Source organism: Nonomuraea sp. NPDC050022 (genome assembly GCF_044460705.1).
In the GTDB taxonomy this organism is placed as follows: domain Bacteria; phylum Actinomycetota; class Actinomycetes; order Streptosporangiales; family Streptosporangiaceae; genus Nonomuraea.
Genome location: NZ_JBITKE010000005.1, coordinates 403,344 through 417,448 on the forward strand (window position 1 = coordinate 403,344; position 14,105 = coordinate 417,448).

The 14,105-nt window shown below is 68.9% G+C and carries 15 protein-coding genes and 1 pseudogene; 5 read left to right on the plus strand and 11 right to left on the minus strand.

Annotated elements, in window-relative coordinates; genetic code table 11:
• Nucleotides 1-13: 13 nt before the first annotated feature.
• Nucleotides 14-1,039 carry a helix-turn-helix domain-containing protein gene (locus tag ACIBO2_RS23375; RefSeq protein ID WP_397299066.1) on the minus strand — a complete coding sequence of 342 codons (1,026 nt, stop codon included), beginning with the start codon at nt 1,037-1,039 and terminating at the stop codon, nt 14-16.
• 175 nt (nt 1,040-1,214) lie between these two features.
• On the opposite strand from ACIBO2_RS23375, the gene ACIBO2_RS23380 reads away from it, so the two are divergent.
• Nucleotides 1,215-2,072 carry a polysaccharide deacetylase family protein gene (locus ACIBO2_RS23380; RefSeq protein ID WP_358541876.1) on the plus strand — a complete coding sequence of 286 codons (858 nt, stop codon included), beginning with the start codon at nt 1,215-1,217 and terminating at the stop codon, nt 2,070-2,072.
• Between the two features lie 26 nt (nt 2,073-2,098).
• Here ACIBO2_RS23380 and ACIBO2_RS23385 read toward each other — a convergent pair whose 3' ends face one another.
• The 5 genes from ACIBO2_RS23385 to ACIBO2_RS23405 all read right to left on the minus strand — a co-directional run bounded on the left by ACIBO2_RS23385 (nt 2,099) and on the right by ACIBO2_RS23405 (nt 7,371).
• Entirely contained in the window at nt 2,099-2,830 is a 732-nt protein-coding gene (locus ACIBO2_RS23385; protein ID WP_397299069.1) for a hypothetical protein, read from the minus strand.
• Between the two features lie 34 nt (nt 2,831-2,864).
• Nucleotides 2,865-3,980, minus strand: a complete 1,116-nt coding sequence (locus ACIBO2_RS23390) for an NAD(P)/FAD-dependent oxidoreductase (protein ID WP_358541880.1) — start codon at nt 3,978-3,980, stop codon at nt 2,865-2,867.
• Nucleotides 3,981-4,061: 81 nt separating this feature from the next.
• Complete coding sequence (locus ACIBO2_RS23395; RefSeq protein WP_397299071.1) at nt 4,062-5,231, minus strand: MFS transporter; 1,170 nt, start codon at nt 5,229-5,231, stop codon at nt 4,062-4,064.
• A gap of 109 nt (nt 5,232-5,340) precedes the next feature.
• Nucleotides 5,341-6,138 carry an ArsR/SmtB family transcription factor gene (locus ACIBO2_RS23400; RefSeq protein ID WP_397299073.1) on the minus strand — a complete coding sequence of 266 codons (798 nt, stop codon included), beginning with the start codon at nt 6,136-6,138 and terminating at the stop codon, nt 5,341-5,343.
• A gap of 45 nt (nt 6,139-6,183) precedes the next feature.
• Complete coding sequence (locus tag ACIBO2_RS23405; protein ID WP_397299076.1) at nt 6,184-7,371, minus strand: MFS transporter; 1,188 nt, start codon at nt 7,369-7,371, stop codon at nt 6,184-6,186.
• A gap of 79 nt (nt 7,372-7,450) precedes the next feature.
• Between ACIBO2_RS23405 and ACIBO2_RS23410 the strand changes: the two are divergent.
• Nucleotides 7,451-7,774 (plus strand): annotated as a pseudogene (locus tag ACIBO2_RS23410) (LysR substrate-binding domain-containing protein); the annotation flags it as partial.
• Nucleotides 7,775-7,816: 42 nt separating this feature from the next.
• Here ACIBO2_RS23410 and ACIBO2_RS23415 read toward each other — a convergent pair.
• The 3 genes from ACIBO2_RS23415 to ACIBO2_RS23425 form a co-directional block, all read right to left on the minus strand.
• Nucleotides 7,817-8,290 carry a hypothetical protein gene (locus ACIBO2_RS23415; protein ID WP_358541891.1) on the minus strand — a complete coding sequence of 158 codons (474 nt, stop codon included), beginning with the start codon at nt 8,288-8,290 and terminating at the stop codon, nt 7,817-7,819.
• Nucleotides 8,291-8,354: 64 nt separating this feature from the next.
• Nucleotides 8,355-9,014, minus strand: coding sequence for a TetR/AcrR family transcriptional regulator (locus ACIBO2_RS23420; protein ID WP_397299079.1), 660 nt, complete (start codon nt 9,012-9,014; stop codon nt 8,355-8,357).
• Nucleotides 9,011-9,910: an alpha/beta fold hydrolase gene (locus ACIBO2_RS23425; RefSeq protein ID WP_397299082.1), complete on the minus strand. Its 900-nt coding sequence runs from the start codon at nt 9,908-9,910 to the stop codon at nt 9,011-9,013. Before ACIBO2_RS23425 ends, ACIBO2_RS23420 begins: the two co-directional genes overlap by 4 nt.
• Nucleotides 9,911-10,163: 253 nt before the next feature.
• On the opposite strand from ACIBO2_RS23425, the gene ACIBO2_RS23430 reads away from it, so the two are divergent.
• The 3 genes from ACIBO2_RS23430 (at nt 10,164) to ACIBO2_RS23440 (ending at nt 12,162) form a co-directional block, all read left to right on the plus strand.
• Complete coding sequence (locus ACIBO2_RS23430; RefSeq protein WP_358541898.1) at nt 10,164-10,514, plus strand: hypothetical protein; 351 nt, start codon at nt 10,164-10,166, stop codon at nt 10,512-10,514.
• 113 nt (nt 10,515-10,627) lie between these two features.
• Nucleotides 10,628-11,191: a hypothetical protein gene (locus tag ACIBO2_RS23435; protein ID WP_358541900.1), complete on the plus strand. Its 564-nt coding sequence runs from the start codon at nt 10,628-10,630 to the stop codon at nt 11,189-11,191.
• 131 nt (nt 11,192-11,322) lie between these two features.
• Nucleotides 11,323-12,162 carry a hypothetical protein gene (locus ACIBO2_RS23440; RefSeq protein ID WP_358541903.1) on the plus strand — a complete coding sequence of 280 codons (840 nt, stop codon included), beginning with the start codon at nt 11,323-11,325 and terminating at the stop codon, nt 12,160-12,162.
• Between the two features lie 106 nt (nt 12,163-12,268).
• Here the strand turns inward: ACIBO2_RS23440 and ACIBO2_RS23445 are convergent, their stop codons facing one another.
• Entirely contained in the window at nt 12,269-13,141 is an 873-nt protein-coding gene (locus ACIBO2_RS23445) for a phosphotransferase enzyme family protein (protein WP_397299087.1), read from the minus strand.
• A 42-nt stretch (nt 13,142-13,183) separates the two neighbouring features.
• Entirely contained in the window at nt 13,184-14,095 is a 912-nt protein-coding gene (locus ACIBO2_RS23450) for an aminoglycoside phosphotransferase family protein (protein ID WP_397299090.1), read from the minus strand.
• Nucleotides 14,096-14,105: the final 10 nt, after the last annotated feature.

A 14,105-nucleotide genomic window follows, 5' to 3' on the forward strand; every position in this document is an offset into this window, starting at 1 on the left:
TCTTCTTATGGACTTATGTTGGGCCGCTCGCGCGGATGGCGGCCGGTCCGTGGCCGTACCAGCGGCGGATGGCTCGCCGCAAGGCCCGGGGGTCGGTGAAGCCGACCCGTGCGGCGATGGACTCCACGCTGAGCGTGGTTTCCCGCAGCAGGCGGTCCACTCGTCGCTGGCGCAGCTTCTCCAGCTCCTCTCGCCAGCTGCTCCCCTCGTCGCGCAGGCGGCGTTGGAGTGTACGGGGGCTCATGGCCAGTCGCCGGGCCACCTGGTCAAGGCCCGGCGGGCCGTCGGCGACCGCGGACTCGAGCGCGGCGTGGAAGCGGTCGAGCCAGCCCCGCACCGGACGGGCGGCCGCGGTGGACAGTTGCGCGTGGTTGTCCAGGATCGCGGCGAGCGCGGGGTCGGCGCGTGGCAGGGGCGTGTCGATGTCGGCCTCGGCGAACGTGATCGACGGGTGGGCGGCCTCGTACTCGACATGCCTGGTGTCGTACAGCGCGACCAGGCGTTCGGGGGCGGTCGCCGGGCGGCGCGGCAGCCCCACCCACGCCGGTGTGAGCCGCCGACCGGCCCCCGAGCCGGCCAGCATGAGCAGCATGTACGGCACGAACTCCGCGATCATCGCGTATTCGGGGTAGTCGCGGTAAGGACCCTCCCAAGCGACGGTCATCCCGCCCTCGTGGTGGGTGACCGTGAGCCGGTCGGCCGGGTCGGCGATGGCAGTGAAGCGACGGCCGGCCAGGCGAAACGCGTCGCCGAGGGAGCTCGACACCGAGAACAGGTAATCCCACACACCCAGCGCGCCCGGTCGCCACAGCTCCATGACCTTGTCGCTGCCGCCCGCCTCCCACACCGGGCCGGAGACCAGTTCCCAGATCCGCAGGATGGTGGCGGTGGGGATGCGGATCCCATCCTCATCCAGTACGGCCAGGCCGGGTACGCCGACCAGGCGCGACCGATCCAGGCCCGTCGCGATGCCCGCACGGACCAGCAGGCGGGCCAGGTGGGGCGAGACGGTGCCCTTCACCGCGCTGTCGTCGTGCATCGCGTGATCCATCTCCCAGGGACGGTGCCGACACCCTTGGTATGACATAACCGAAAAGCGGGATATGTCGCAACGGAGATGGCGCCTTCGGCCCTCCTCGTGACGCCTCCAGCCCTCCTGACCCGCGGCTCCGGCTTCTACCTTCGTGGACAGGAAGCCCCCTGGGAGGAACGCAATGCAGAACACCCTGTTCGACTACAGCCCGATCGTCGACCGCGAACCGATCCGCTGGCCGGGCGGTGCCCGCGTCGCCTTCTACGTGGGCCTGAACGTCGAGCACTTCGTGATCGACCGCCCCTCCACCAGCATCAACGAGGCGACCGCGACTCTCGTACCGGATCCGCTCAACTACGGCTGGCGCGACTACGGACCGCGGGTGGCGATCTGGCGCGTCATGGAGGTACTCGACCGGCACGGCATCCGAGCGAGCGTGCTGCTCAACGCCGACGTGTGCGAGCGGTACCCCCAGATCGTCGAGGCGGGCAACGCCCGCGGCTGGGCGTGGCTCGCCCACGGCAAGAACAACTCCACCCTCCAGGCCGACGTCGACGACGAGCGCGCCTACCTGACCGAGGTCGTCGACACCATCGAGAAGGCCACGGGGCGGCGGCCGCGCGGCTGGCTGGGTCCCGCGCTCACCGAGACGTTCCAGACGCCGTCCCTGCTCGCCGAACTCGGCCTGAGCTACGTGCTGGACTGGACCAACGACGACCAGCCGTACCGGCTGAACGTCCCGGGAATGCTGAGCGTGCCGTACTCACTCGAACTCAACGACCTGGGCATCTTCACCATGCACGGCAGGAGCGGCGGCGACTTCGTGCAGATGGTCAAGGACCAGGTCGACCAGCTCTGTGCCGAATCCGCGGAGAGCGGGCGCGTCATGGCGCTGGCGCTGCACCCGTTCGTCATCGGCCAGGCGTTCCGGGCGAAGTACCTCGACCAGGCGCTCGAGTACGTCGCCAGCCGCCCCGACGTATGGCTGACGACCAGCGACGAGATCGCCGAGCACTACACCGGGTTCCCAGGACGCTGAGTCCGAGGTTGAGAGGGAGCGGGGGGTCAGCGGAAGTCGGTGGTCACCTTGGCGGGATCCGGCGCCTTGACCGACACCTTCGCACCCCATCCGCTGTAGCGGCTGTCCACGGCGATCATGGCCTGTCGCCCGGTCTCCGTAGCCGTGAACTTGCTCTGCACCCTGCTCACCAGACCCCCCGAGGTGAGCGTGAGGGTGTAGTCGACCTTCGTGCTGTCGAACGAGTTGTCCGCCTTCGCGCCCGCCCACCAGGCCGAGACCTGCTTGAGGTCCTTGAAGGTGATCGTGCCGGTGATGGAGTTCTTCGTCGACTTGCCGTGCTTGATCAGCGCGGCCAAGGTCTTGGGCTCGGCCGGGTTGACAATCTGGCCGTAGGAGTCGGGCACGCCGTACCTCTTGACCTTGTACCAGGTCTTGCCCTCCGGGAGCACCATGGGCATGACACCGCCGGTGTGGTACGTGATATTGCCGATGCCGACGGCCCTTTGCCGTCCGTAGGTGTCGTCGTCCCAGTGGATGTTGATGTCGAACGCGGCGACGCCCTTCTTGTCGAACTGGAAGACGCCCTTGCGGTCCTGGACCTCGCTCTCCTCTGTGCCGTTCGACCAGGCGACGGTTTCGGTGAAGCGCACGCCGTGCCCGGGTACGAGCTGGGCCTTCAGCGCGCTGACGGGGTCCATGGTCGCCGCCTGAGCGGGGATGGCAACCGCCGATAAGGCGGCTGATAGGGCGGCGCCGGCCGCCAATGCAGTGATCATCTTCTTCATGGTCAGCGATGATGCCGGAGGCGGATCACAAACGGGGCACGGTCGGCGCAGCGGGAAACGAACCGTCTCCGAACAGAACGCGCGCCGCCAAAGCCCGACCGGCGCGACCACGCAGCAACGTCACCACCGCCTCTGCCGCGGCCGGAGATCGGATACCGGCGAACACACGGCGCAGCAACAGGCGACCTCGGAACCGGGCCCGCAACACGCCCCCGTCGTACTGGCTCAAGACGCTTTGATCGCCGGTACGCAGGTACCCGGCGGCGACCGCCGCGGCCCATTCGGACATGCGTAAACAGGGGTCCAACCCGCCGGCCGTCAGCGGCGACACCGCGCCCGCCGCGTCGCCGACGAGCAGCCCGGCGGGGCACGCCAGCCGTCGCAGCACACCACCGACCGGGATCGGACCGCCTCGACGCTCGACCGGACCGGTCGGCGCCGCACGGCCGGGCGCGTTCGCGGCGAAAGCGTCCAGCAGGTGGCGGATGCCGGTGCGCATCGCGGCCGGATATCCCGCGACGCCGACATGCGCGTGCCGGCCATCGTCGATGACCCATCCCAGGTACCCCGGGGCGACCCGGGGGTCCAGCACGCAGTGGAACGCCGGGGTGGCCGTGCCGGGCGCGATCGGGTGCACGATCTCGGCACCGAGCAGGGAGCTCCGGTTGACATCGAGGCCGAGGTCACGGGCCACCCGGGAGCGGGCGCCGTCCGCGCCGACGATGAACCGGGCCGTCACCGGGTCCGCATCTGCGAACCGCACCAAACCCCTCGCTGCGCCGACATACCGTACGCCCAGCAGCACCCGCGCTCCCGCCGACTCAGCGGCGCGCCGCGCGTGCTCGTAGACGGCCGCCATGTCGGCCACGCGGTACTCGTCGCGGTCACTGGTGAGCCGGATCGGTGCCCGCCGCGAGGGCGGATACAGCAGCACATCCCGGATACCCGGCCCGAGCAGATGGTCCGGCAGGTCGAAGTCGTCGAGGGTGCGCCGTACGAAGATCCCCGTCGTACGGATGCCCGCTGACAGCGACCTGCGGCGGTCGACCACCAGCACCTTCAGTTCCCGTCGCGCGAGCGAGCGGGCTGTGCGCAGCCCGGCCAGACCCGCACCCACGACCAGTACATCGACGGCCTGCATACCTGCGACGGTAGGCGCGGCACCTCACCCATACACCCGTTTGCACGCTACCTGCCCCGTATCTCCACGCGGCCGCCACACTCAGCGGGTTTTGGCGTATAGGGATACCGCCATGAGGAGAGCGGCCAGCCCGCCGCAGATCATCACGGTGGAGACCGAGAAGGCGTCGACGACGCGCCCGCCGACGAACGCGCCGAGGGCGAACGTCGCCTGGAAAGAGGAGGTGAAGACGACCGTGGCGGCTTCGGGCGTGTGCGGGGCGGCGGTGATGAACGAGGCCTGCGAGCAGACGGGCACGCCTCCGTAGGCCAGGCCCCAGACCACGAGCAGCACCACGGCGCCGACGGTCGTGCCGCCGACCGAGGGCAGTAGCAGGGTGGTGGCCGCGATCAGGCAGCCGCAGGTCACGAAGGCGGCTCGCAGATGTGTGGCGGTGGCCTTGCCGGCCAGGAAATTACCGGCGATTCCGGCGATGCCGTACGCCAGCAGGACGGCGCTGACCGCCACGGGAGACAGGCCGGTGACGTTCTGGAGGAACGGCGTGACGTAGGTGTAGGTGCCGAAGTGGGCCAAGACGATAAGGAAGGTGGCCAGCAGGGCGATGCCGGCGCCCCGGGCGCGTAGCAGGTCGAGCAGGACGCGCGGGCTGGTGACCTGGTGGGCCGGCAGCGGCGGCAGCAGCATCACCAGGGCGGCGAGGACCAGGATGGCCAGCGCGGCCAGGACCAGGAACGCGGTTCGCCAGCCGGCGAGGTCGCCGATGAAGGTTCCCGCCGGTACGCCGAGCACGGAGCCCAGCGGCACGGCGGAGAAGATCACCGCGGTGGCGGTGCCGACGGCGTGCGGCGGCACCAGACGGCCGGCCAGCCCCGCCCCGATCGACCAGAAGCCGCCGATGGTGAGGCCGACGAGCACTCTGGAGATCAGCATCACCCAGTAGGAGGTCGCCACGGCGGCCAGCACGTCGGCCACGGCGAGCACCGCCATGAGGACGCAAAGCATCACCCGGCGGTCCAGGCGCGCGGTGGTCAGCGTGACGGCGGGTGCGGCGACCGCGGCGACGATGCCGGGCAGGGCCATGGTCAGCCCCGTGGTGCCGTCGGAGATGCCGAAGTCGGCGCCGATGGCGGTCAGCAGGCCGATGGGCAGGATTTCGCTGGTGACGATGGCGAAGATGCCCAGCATGAGTGAGGTGACCGCGAGCCAGCTGATGAGGGGCGGGCGGGGCGGGGCGAGGGTGGTGGTTGACATGGTTCCCGTTCAGGCAGGTGCATGTGGACTGGGACACCCACCCAAGCAGTCATGAAGCCTCTGACACTGGCACGTTTCAGACTCAACCATCACCTTTGCGGCTTCGGCCTCAGGCGTGCGCGCTGTTCATCTCCCATGGCGCCTGCGGGAGGACCTCGCCGGTCTCCAGCAGCGACTTGAGGTTCGCCAGCACGGCCGGCCACCCGTCCGAGATGCCGGTGAGCATCTCCTGGTTGGGGAGGTTCTCGTGGGCCACGGTGAGGCGGACGATGTCCTGGTGGGGTTCGACGAGAAAGGTGACGACCGACGGCTCTCTCGGCGCTTCGGTGTCGGGGGCGTCGTCGAAGGTGATGACCAGGCGCGTCGGGGGTTCGGCCTTGATCACTCGGCCGACGACGTCGATGACGCCTGATCCGTCGGCGCGCCGGTGCTCCCAGGTCGAGCCCGGCTGCCAGTCCGAAACGTTGGCGTGTCCCCAGTACCGCGCCGTCAGGTCCGCGTCGGTCAGGGCTTGCCACACCTGCTCGGCGTTCGCGCGGATGTAGGTGACATAGACGTAGGTGGGTACTTCGGTCATGGCGTACTCCTCTGCCTGGTTCTTGATGGCACTGATCGCTTGCAGGCGGGGCTTGTCGAAGCCCGAGATCCAGCGCTCCTCGATCTCATGGATCGGCGTCGGGTTGAGGTAGTGCAGCCGCTCCCGTCCGCGTCGTACGACGGTGACGAGGTTGGCCCGCTCAAGGATGTCGAGATGCTGGGTCGCCGACTGGCGCGCCATGTTCAGGCGGTCGCACAGCTCGCTCAGTGTCTGACCGTTGTGCTCGCGCAGACGGTCGAGCAGGAGTCGTCGGGTGGGGTCGGCCAGCGCTTTGAAGACCGAATCCATCGCTCTCGCTTCGAGGCTCACGCTCCATTATGCAGGTATTTGCCTGCATAATGTCAATGGCGGCTCTCACCTCACCGCCGGAGCCCGCCCACGCGCGTCCGTTCGGCCGTACCACCAGGTGAGGCCGGCCGCGGCCACGACGAACACGGCCCCCAGGGGCGGGAGAAGCGCGGCTCCGGCGGCGTCGAGCGCGATCCCGCCGGCCGCGCCGGACAACGAGACCGCCAGATACAGCGCGGACTGATTCAGCGAGGCGACCATCGGCTGCGTGCCCGCCGGGGCGTACCCCATGATCAGGTGCTGCTGCGGCGTCGTGACGGTGAAGGAGAACACGCCGCAGGCCGCGACCGCCGGCAGCGCCATCGCGTACGAGAAGCGCAGCGCGGGCACCAAGAGGAAGACGGCGGCGAGGAGCAGCGTGCCGGCGATCACGACGCGGCGGGGCCCGCGACGGTCGGTGAAGTGCCCGGCCACCAGGTTCCCCACCGTGCCGCCCACCCCGAACACCAGCAGCAACACGGCCAATCGGCCACCCTGACCACCGGTGGCCGGCTCGTACACGGCGCTGAGGTACGTGTAGGGGACATAGATCCCGGTGAAAGCCACGACCGTGGTGACGAGCACGCCGAGCACCCGCCGGTCGGCGAGCGGGGCGAGCCGCTGCCGCAGCCCGCCGGCCGGGCCATGGCCGACGTCGGGCAGGCGGCCGGCGATGACCAGGACCACGACCGCGGCCAACGCCGTGACCAGCCACATCGTGGCCCGCCAGCCGAGCGCCGCGCCCACCGCGGTGCCCAGCGGAGCGCCGAGTGCCAGGGACGACGTGAGTCCGAGCATGACGATCGCGATGGCCCGGCCGCGGCGCTCCTCCCCGGCGAGCGCCGCCGCGGTCGCGCTGGCGGTCGCCGCGTAGAGCGACGCGCCGCCCGCGGCGACCACCCGCGCCACCAGCACCAGGCCGTACGAAGGCGCCAGCGCGGTGATCACGTTGCCCACGGCGAACAGCACCAGCCCGGCGGGCAGCACCACGCGCCGCGACCAGCCCGCGGTCAGCGTGGCCAGCACCGGGGCCAGCACGGCGTAGGCGATGGAGAAGACCGTGACGAGCTGGCCGGCCGCGGCCACGCCGACGTCCAGCGACCGGGCGATCTCGGGGAGGATGCCGGCGATGACGAAGGCGTCCGTGCCCACGGCGAAGGTCCCGAACGCCAGGATCGCCGGGTACCCTTGCCATCCCCCGGTGAGCCTTCTCATGCTTCCCCAGCCGGCTCGGCGCGCGCGGCGTTCCGGACCGTGAGGCCGCGCCGACCAGGGCGAGTTCCCGCCTCCGTACGCGACTACCGCCCGGCGCGACGGTGAGCTCCCGCACCACGGGCTCGTGACCGCGTCCCAGCACAGCGCCATGGACATGACGCAGATCTTCAAGCTGGTCGAGCTGGGGAGCATCGTCTGGTTCCTCCCGGCCTCGATCGCACGACGCTACCCGCGGCCCGAGATCGCCTACCGCGCCGTCGCCGACCTTGAGCCGGTCACGCTGTCCGTCGCCTGGCCACAGGAGGCACGCTCGGCGGCCGTCGCCGCCTTCGTCCGTACGGCCACGGCGGTCGCGGAAACCGCTCGCGCGGAGACGGAGGTGCCGCAGCGGGTGGCCACCTGATCACAGGAGCTGTCCGGCACGAGCTGGTCGGCAACTCCTGATCTACGCGGGAAGCCACGACGGCCACCACGGCAGCACGCAGTCACCTTGCGTACCCTCGGTGGCCACGTCGTACAGAACCATCGCTACCGGCCCAGCGGCCGAGACGGCGACGGTAAGAGCCAGCAGGATGAGTTCCAGCCAGATGCGGCCGGCCAGCCAGGGAAGCCGGGCCAGCAGCTGGAATGGCAGCGCGACAAGTGCCGACATCGCGGAAATGACCGGGAAGAGGATAGTCCGGCTCAAGTCCCAGAAGAGTCCGGCAAACTTTTCCCCCGAACTCAGGTCGCCAAGACAGTAGAGCGTCGACCCGGCCACCAAGCGAATATCGAAGAGGGTGCCAAATGTCGCGCATGCTACGGCGATGATCAGCGGGAACGCGCACCCCGTCATCCAGCGCAGGTCACCGGCAGGCGGCGTTCTTCGATCGATCACGTCGCAATACAAGCAGCCATCTATGCGCACAATGCGCAGCAAATGTAAGGATCCGGTGCAGCAGGTTTCACCGATGGTTCCCGGGCCGTGCCGCTGTCGAGACGCCTCAGCGCATGCGGGTGGACTGTTCGAAGCCACTCAGTATCGCGGTGAGCCCCGGCTCGAAGTGGTCGTCGAGGGTGGTGGCGTCGGCGGCTTCGGCGAGCAGGTTGTAGTCGGGGCTGCCGGGCTGGGGTTTGCGGCTGCGCTGGTCGGCGCCGAGCTTGGTCACGGCGATGGCGAGGGTGTGGCCGATGGTGAACTCTCGCAGGCAGCGGATGATGCGCAAACCCTGCGCCGGGGGGATGCCGGCGTCGCTGAGCTTGGTGAGCATCTTCACGCCGGTGTCGATGGAGGCTGGTGAGCGTACCGGGCGGGTGGCGAACAGCGGCACGGCGTGGGGGTGGCGCAGGAGTGTGTCGCGCAGCCGCAGGCAGTAGTTCTGGGCTAGTTCGCGCCAGGGGCCGTCCCAGGGCAGAGTGTTGACATTGACCTCGGTGAACAGCGTCTCGGCGACGCCGTCGAAGAGGTCCTCCTGGTCGTCGTAGTGACGGTAGACGGCCATCGGGTCGAAGCCGACGGCGGTGCCGAGTTTGCGCATGGAGAATTTGCGCAGGCCATGGGCGTCGATGAGGGCGAGCGCGGCGGCGGCGAGGTATTCGCGGGTGAGCGTGGGCCGGGTGGGCGGCTCTGGCAACCTGACCGGTGGGCTGGGGTCGGCCGTCATGGCTGGAAGCCCTCCAAGATCTTCGTGAGCGTCGTGGTGAATTCGTGCGGGTGCTGCATGAATGGGACATGGCCGCCGGGGAACTCCTGGCAGGGTATGCCAAGGCGCTCAGACAACAGGTGTGCGGGCGCGTGGTACGGCTTGCCGACACTGTCGCGGCCGGTGGCCAGGCACCAGGGCGCCGTGGTGGCGGCCGGCGCGGTCAGGTCTGGCTGGTAGTCGAAGCAGAACGCGGGCAGTTCGCGGCGCAGGGTCAGCTCGGCGTTGCGGAGCTGGCGGGTCATCACGTCCGGCGTACGTCGGGTGATCTTTCGTGCCAGGCCGTCGGCGGCGAGCATGAGGTGAGTGGCGGCGGCGATCGTGGCTTGGCCTGATGGCGACAGGAACACGCGCGGCGGGTCCGGTAGCGTCATCGCGCCGAAAGCGGCGTAGGCGCGCATCAGGTGACCGTCTCGGGCGAGGCAGCCGATGTGTTCGATCTCGCGCCGTTCGGGGCTGTCGGGAGCGAGGAGTTGTACCAGCGGCGGCTCGTGCACCACCGCGCCCAGGAGGCGGTCCGGGTGCCCGATCACCATCTCCAGGGCGATGATCGCGCCCCCGCTGTTGCCGAAGACATAGGCGCGTTCCATGCCGTAGTGATCGAGGACGGCGACCGCGTCGTCAGCCTGCCGGGCAACCGTGATCGAGGCGCCGGGATCGGTGAACGGGCTGCGCGAGTTGCCGCGCCGGTCGTAGGCGATCACGGTGAAGCTCCGGGCCAGGAGCGGGATCACGTCCGCGTACATGCCGGCGTCGCCGCCGCCTCCGGAGATCAGTAGGAGCGGGGGTCCGTCGCCGGTCCGCTCGACATGCAACCGCGCTCCGGGCGCCTCCACCTCATCTACACTGTAGTTCATGTCTACAGTGTAGATGGAGTCCAGCCGTCTCAAGAACGGCCCTGAGTGGGGTGTTCAGGAGAGGGGATGACCTGGCGAAATAGGCGAACCCAAAGATCGCTGTGACGGGTTTGGTGTTCGATGATCCCGGAAATGAAAGCCGTGCTTTCCCGAGCCGTCAGCATGCTCAGCCTCAAGAACGAGCGACTTCGCGCGCCAACTCCGACGTCGGGAAGCTCCAAGCCCTCCCACTCGCCCCAGGAGGAATGCCACGATGACGCACTGGTTCCGCAGCCACTGGGCCGACGAGGACACCTGGTTCTACATCGAGGCCGACGACGACGGCTGGGTGACCCGGCAGATCGAATTCCGCGGCCCCGACGAGCAGCCTTTCGCCGCCGCCTCCCTGGCTGAATGGCAGACGGCTTTCGAGAGCGGAGAAGTGGCACGATACGGAGCTTTCTACGACCGCATAGCCGAGCAACCCGTCCATGAATGGGAAGGCCACAACCCCGAGCCGCTGACTCTCGATGCTTTCGACCAAGCGTGGGCAAGGGCCCACGACAGCCTCAGCGGTCCGGATTACGGAACCAGCCCGCTTCGGGTTCGTGATTTCGGGACCTGAGAAGAACCTCGCCCGGCCGCGATGTGCGGGTGTTGTGGAGATTCCGGGCAATTGCGGTTACGGCACCGTCGGCGCTGTCATGATCTCGGTGGCCCCCACCGACGGGATTTACGATGTCTCGCTCACTCGCGCTGCTGGCCGCCTCGCTCTGCGTGGGCGGTCTCGCGGCTCTGGTGTACTTCCACGACTCTGACCTCGTGCTTTTAAGGGAACATCTGCACCATCCGTTCGCGCTCGGCGTGCTGGCCTGCCTCCTGATGGCGTTGGCCGCCGTCGGGCTGCGGTGGAGGTGGTTACGCGTCGTGATCGTCCTCCTTGCCGGGCTGGGCGCGAGTGTCGCGCTGTTCGGGGGGTTGCTCGCCATTGGGTTCTCCTCTGCCGAGGAGGTCGGCTTCGTCGACGGACCGCCCCCGTACAGGATCCGGCTCCAGCGGTCGATGGCGGGTCTCGGGCCGGACATGGTGATGTCGCTCAGCGTCCGCAATGACGGCGGGTTGCTCAGCAGGGAGTGGCATCTCGGCTGCTTCAACGACGACGTCCCCGACGACACCTTCGACTCGGTCAAATGGACGGGGCCGAGTTCGGTTGAGATACGGGTGGCCGACGGGCGGACGTTCCCTGTGGCCTTGGATCCCGACTCGGGCCGGCCCCAGACCACCGCCACTCTCAATTGTTAGTGGCGGCTTCACAAGCCGCAGGCAGCACAGCTCTCCGATTCAGGGCATGCCCATCGAGGCCGATGGGTTTGACAGTTGATCTCGTATGCACGAGATTGTTCGTCCCTCCGACTAATTTCCAGGGGATCGTAATGAAGCGGACCGTCGTGGGTGCAATCCTGATCGCGGGACTGGCACAGCTCGTCGCCACCCCCGCGCAGGCAGCGCCAAAGATCGACCCGGTAAAAGCGCTCCAAGCCGCATTGACCCGCGGTAAGGGCGTCAACATCGTGTCCACCGCAAAGGTTGACCACGGTCGCGGCTTCTACTACACCGTGGACGTGGACGGCACGGTCGGGTTCGGACCGCAAGGCGAGACCGCCGCTGATACGTCCCAGCACCTGCGGTTCAGCAAGACGATGATGAGCGGCCTGAAGAAACTCGGCATGGCGGACGACGCCGCCCTGGAAGAGATGCCCCTGAGGGTGATCTCGTCAGGCTACGACGACTACGTCTCAGGCCCCCAGTTCGCCGACGCGCTGCCACAGGGCACGAACTGGGTGCGCTACTCCGCCACCGATCAGCCTGTCAGCAACCCGCCGCTGGAGGTCTTGGAGCCCGCCACGCTCAAGGCGCTGCTGGCCCACCGCACGTCCTGGCGGGACGGGTTGGTGAAGGGCACGATCAAGGCCGACAAGCTGGTTAAGGTATCCAGTTCCTTCGCCTCTCGCTTCCGTGGCTACTCCATCAGCAAGCCCGTCAGCACCATCTCCTACACCCTCCGGCTGAGTGCGGCCGGACTGGTGGAACGGGTTACGGCCAGGGGCATCCTGCACCACTGGAAGGGTTCCCTGCTCCGCATCGAGTCGGACACCCGCTACTCCGGCTGGGGACGGGAGGTCACCGTTCTGCTGCCGCTGAGAGGCGAGGTGCTCGACCAGGAGCAACTCGAGGACAAGGTGCCCTACCAGGTGCCTGGCGCCTGGAATTAGCCCCGCGTCCTGCCGCCGGTGCTCAGGTGCCGGGGTGGGCGGTGGTCCAGCCGTGTTCGATCAGGTTGAAGATTGCGTTGGCGGCCTGTTCGGGGGCCGGGTGCCGTCAGGGGCGTAGCCGGTGGAACAGCTCTACCCGGGCGCGGTGGTATTCGATGTCCGCCTCGTCATGCGTCACCCCCTTGTGGAAGTAGGCGTACTCCCTGCGGAGCTTGTGCCTGACGAGCTGAGCGAGCGACTCCTCGTCCAGGCGGGCTGCCGTGCCGCCCGCCTCGTGGTACGCGGCCACGAACTCCTCACTCGGCCCGACCAGGTCGTCGCCCCATTCCAGGGCGGCGGCGGCCAGCTCCAGCTCAGGGGCGCCGACGAAGGTCTCGTCCCAATCGAGAACCGCCACTATCCGGCCGCCCCTGGCCAGGGTGTTGCCGGTGTAGTAGTCGCCGTGCAGGGGGTGGCGCACGGGGTGCTCGGCGTGGAAGGCGGCCAGCCAGCGGTCCAGATCGGGGTCGTCCAGTTCGGCGGCGTCTTGAGGCGGATCGCCGTACAGGCCGGACTCCTGGAAGGCGGGCACCGGGCGCGGACCGGGGCGGAAGCCGGCCAGGGAGCTGTGCAGCCTGGCCAGCAGACGGGCACCGGCCGCGCGTTGGGCCGGGATGTCGGAGTCCGGCCAGGCGCCCTCGACGTACGGCCAGCAGGAGATCGGGCGGCCATCCACGACGATGACCGTCGCCCCGTCGGCGGTCGGCAGCGGGGCGACCGCCTCGGGGAGGCCGGCGGCGGCGTGCCGGGCGATCGCGTGGCACCACTCCGACTCGGCGGCGCCGCGCCACACCGGGCCGACGCGGATGACGTGCCCGTCGAGGCGGTAGGCGGCGGATTCCTCTCCGCCGTGCAACCGCTCGCCCTCCCCTGTGACGCCCCAGGTCAGGGCCGCGGCTTCGCGGATCTCACGGGTAAGGGGCGTCTTGACGTAGATCATCCGTACTTCCGTTCGGCTTGCGGGCAGGGGCGTGGCGTGACATCACCGGTGCAGCAGAGTCATGCCAAGGGCGACCTGGGCCGGTTCCAGCGCGGTCTTGCCGTCCTCGATGTCCCACAAGGCGTTCTGCAGGATGCGGCCAAGTGTCCACCCGGTCGCCCGGTGCCGGTCCAGGCCGAGCACCTCGGTAAGGAGGTCGAACCGGCGCAGGACCATACGGGTCACGTCGCCGGTCGCCACCACCGCCTCCTCCCATCGGCTGTCCAGCGCCGGCCACAAGTCGAACCCGGGGTCGCCGGCCAGCGGTTCGGGGTCGATGGCCAGCCATGGTTCCCGCTGCCCGGCGAGGACGTTGTCGTAGTGCAGGTCCCAGTGCAGCAGGCGGTCGCCGGATTCGCCGACCAATTCGGCCACGGCGGACGCGCAGGCGCGTACCAGCTGCTGCTCGACCGGGTCGCGCAACGCCGGTACAGCCCGTGGAGCCTGGTCCAGCATGGCGGCGGCGATGTCGGACAGATGCCGCAGACCGGGCGGGGCGGGCACCGCGACCAGGCGCGCCATCAGTTCGGCGAGGATCCGCATGGCGGCATCGTCATCAACCACCGATGACAGCGGCCGGGCCGCGTCCAGCCGCTCCAGCAACATGGTGCCGGTGTCGGGGTCGTGGTCGAGCAGGAGCACGATGCCGTTGCCGTTCCATACCCGCAGACCGAGCGTGGCGCCGGCGTTGTCTTCGCTGGCTTGCTGGAATTTCAGCACCGCGGGAGCGCCATCCGCGCGGATCACCGGCAGCACAAGCGAGGCCATGCCGTGTGCCGCGGGGCCGTCCGGCCGCAGTGTCCAGCGATCGAGGAAGTCCGCCACCAGCCGGGGCAATTCGGCGATCCAGGCACGGGCGGTCGGGCTGTTGTTGCCGTACGACGCGGCGAACGCGTCAGGGATGGACATGCTCATGTGTCTCCTT

What these genes read in the sequence shown, in the direction of transcription:
- ACIBO2_RS23375 (WP_397299066.1), bottom strand. Translation starts at nt 1,039, where the DNA reads ATGCACGACGACAGCGCGGTGAAGGGCACCGTCTCGCCCCACCTGGCC.
- ACIBO2_RS23380 (WP_358541876.1), top strand. Translation starts at nt 1,215, where the DNA reads ATGCAGAACACCCTGTTCGACTACAGCCCGATCGTCGACCGCGAACCG.
- ACIBO2_RS23385 (WP_397299069.1), bottom strand. Translation starts at nt 2,830, where the DNA reads ATGATCACTGCATTGGCGGCCGGCGCCGCCCTATCAGCCGCCTTATCG.
- ACIBO2_RS23390 (WP_358541880.1), bottom strand. Translation starts at nt 3,980, where the DNA reads ATGCAGGCCGTCGATGTACTGGTCGTGGGTGCGGGTCTGGCCGGGCTG.
- ACIBO2_RS23395 (WP_397299071.1), bottom strand. Translation starts at nt 5,231, where the DNA reads ATGTCAACCACCACCCTCGCCCCGCCCCGCCCGCCCCTCATCAGCTGG.
- ACIBO2_RS23405 (WP_397299076.1), bottom strand. Translation starts at nt 7,371, where the DNA reads ATGAGAAGGCTCACCGGGGGATGGCAAGGGTACCCGGCGATCCTGGCG.
- ACIBO2_RS23420 (WP_397299079.1), bottom strand. Translation starts at nt 9,014, where the DNA reads ATGACGGCCGACCCCAGCCCACCGGTCAGGTTGCCAGAGCCGCCCACC.
- ACIBO2_RS23425 (WP_397299082.1), bottom strand. Translation starts at nt 9,910, where the DNA reads ATGAACTACAGTGTAGATGAGGTGGAGGCGCCCGGAGCGCGGTTGCAT.
- ACIBO2_RS23430 (WP_358541898.1), top strand. Translation starts at nt 10,164, where the DNA reads ATGACGCACTGGTTCCGCAGCCACTGGGCCGACGAGGACACCTGGTTC.
- ACIBO2_RS23435 (WP_358541900.1), top strand. Translation starts at nt 10,628, where the DNA reads ATGTCTCGCTCACTCGCGCTGCTGGCCGCCTCGCTCTGCGTGGGCGGT.
- ACIBO2_RS23440 (WP_358541903.1), top strand. Translation starts at nt 11,323, where the DNA reads ATGAAGCGGACCGTCGTGGGTGCAATCCTGATCGCGGGACTGGCACAG.
- ACIBO2_RS23445 (WP_397299087.1), bottom strand. Translation starts at nt 13,141, where the DNA reads ATGATCTACGTCAAGACGCCCCTTACCCGTGAGATCCGCGAAGCCGCG.
- ACIBO2_RS23450 (WP_397299090.1), bottom strand. Translation starts at nt 14,095, where the DNA reads ATGAGCATGTCCATCCCTGACGCGTTCGCCGCGTCGTACGGCAACAAC.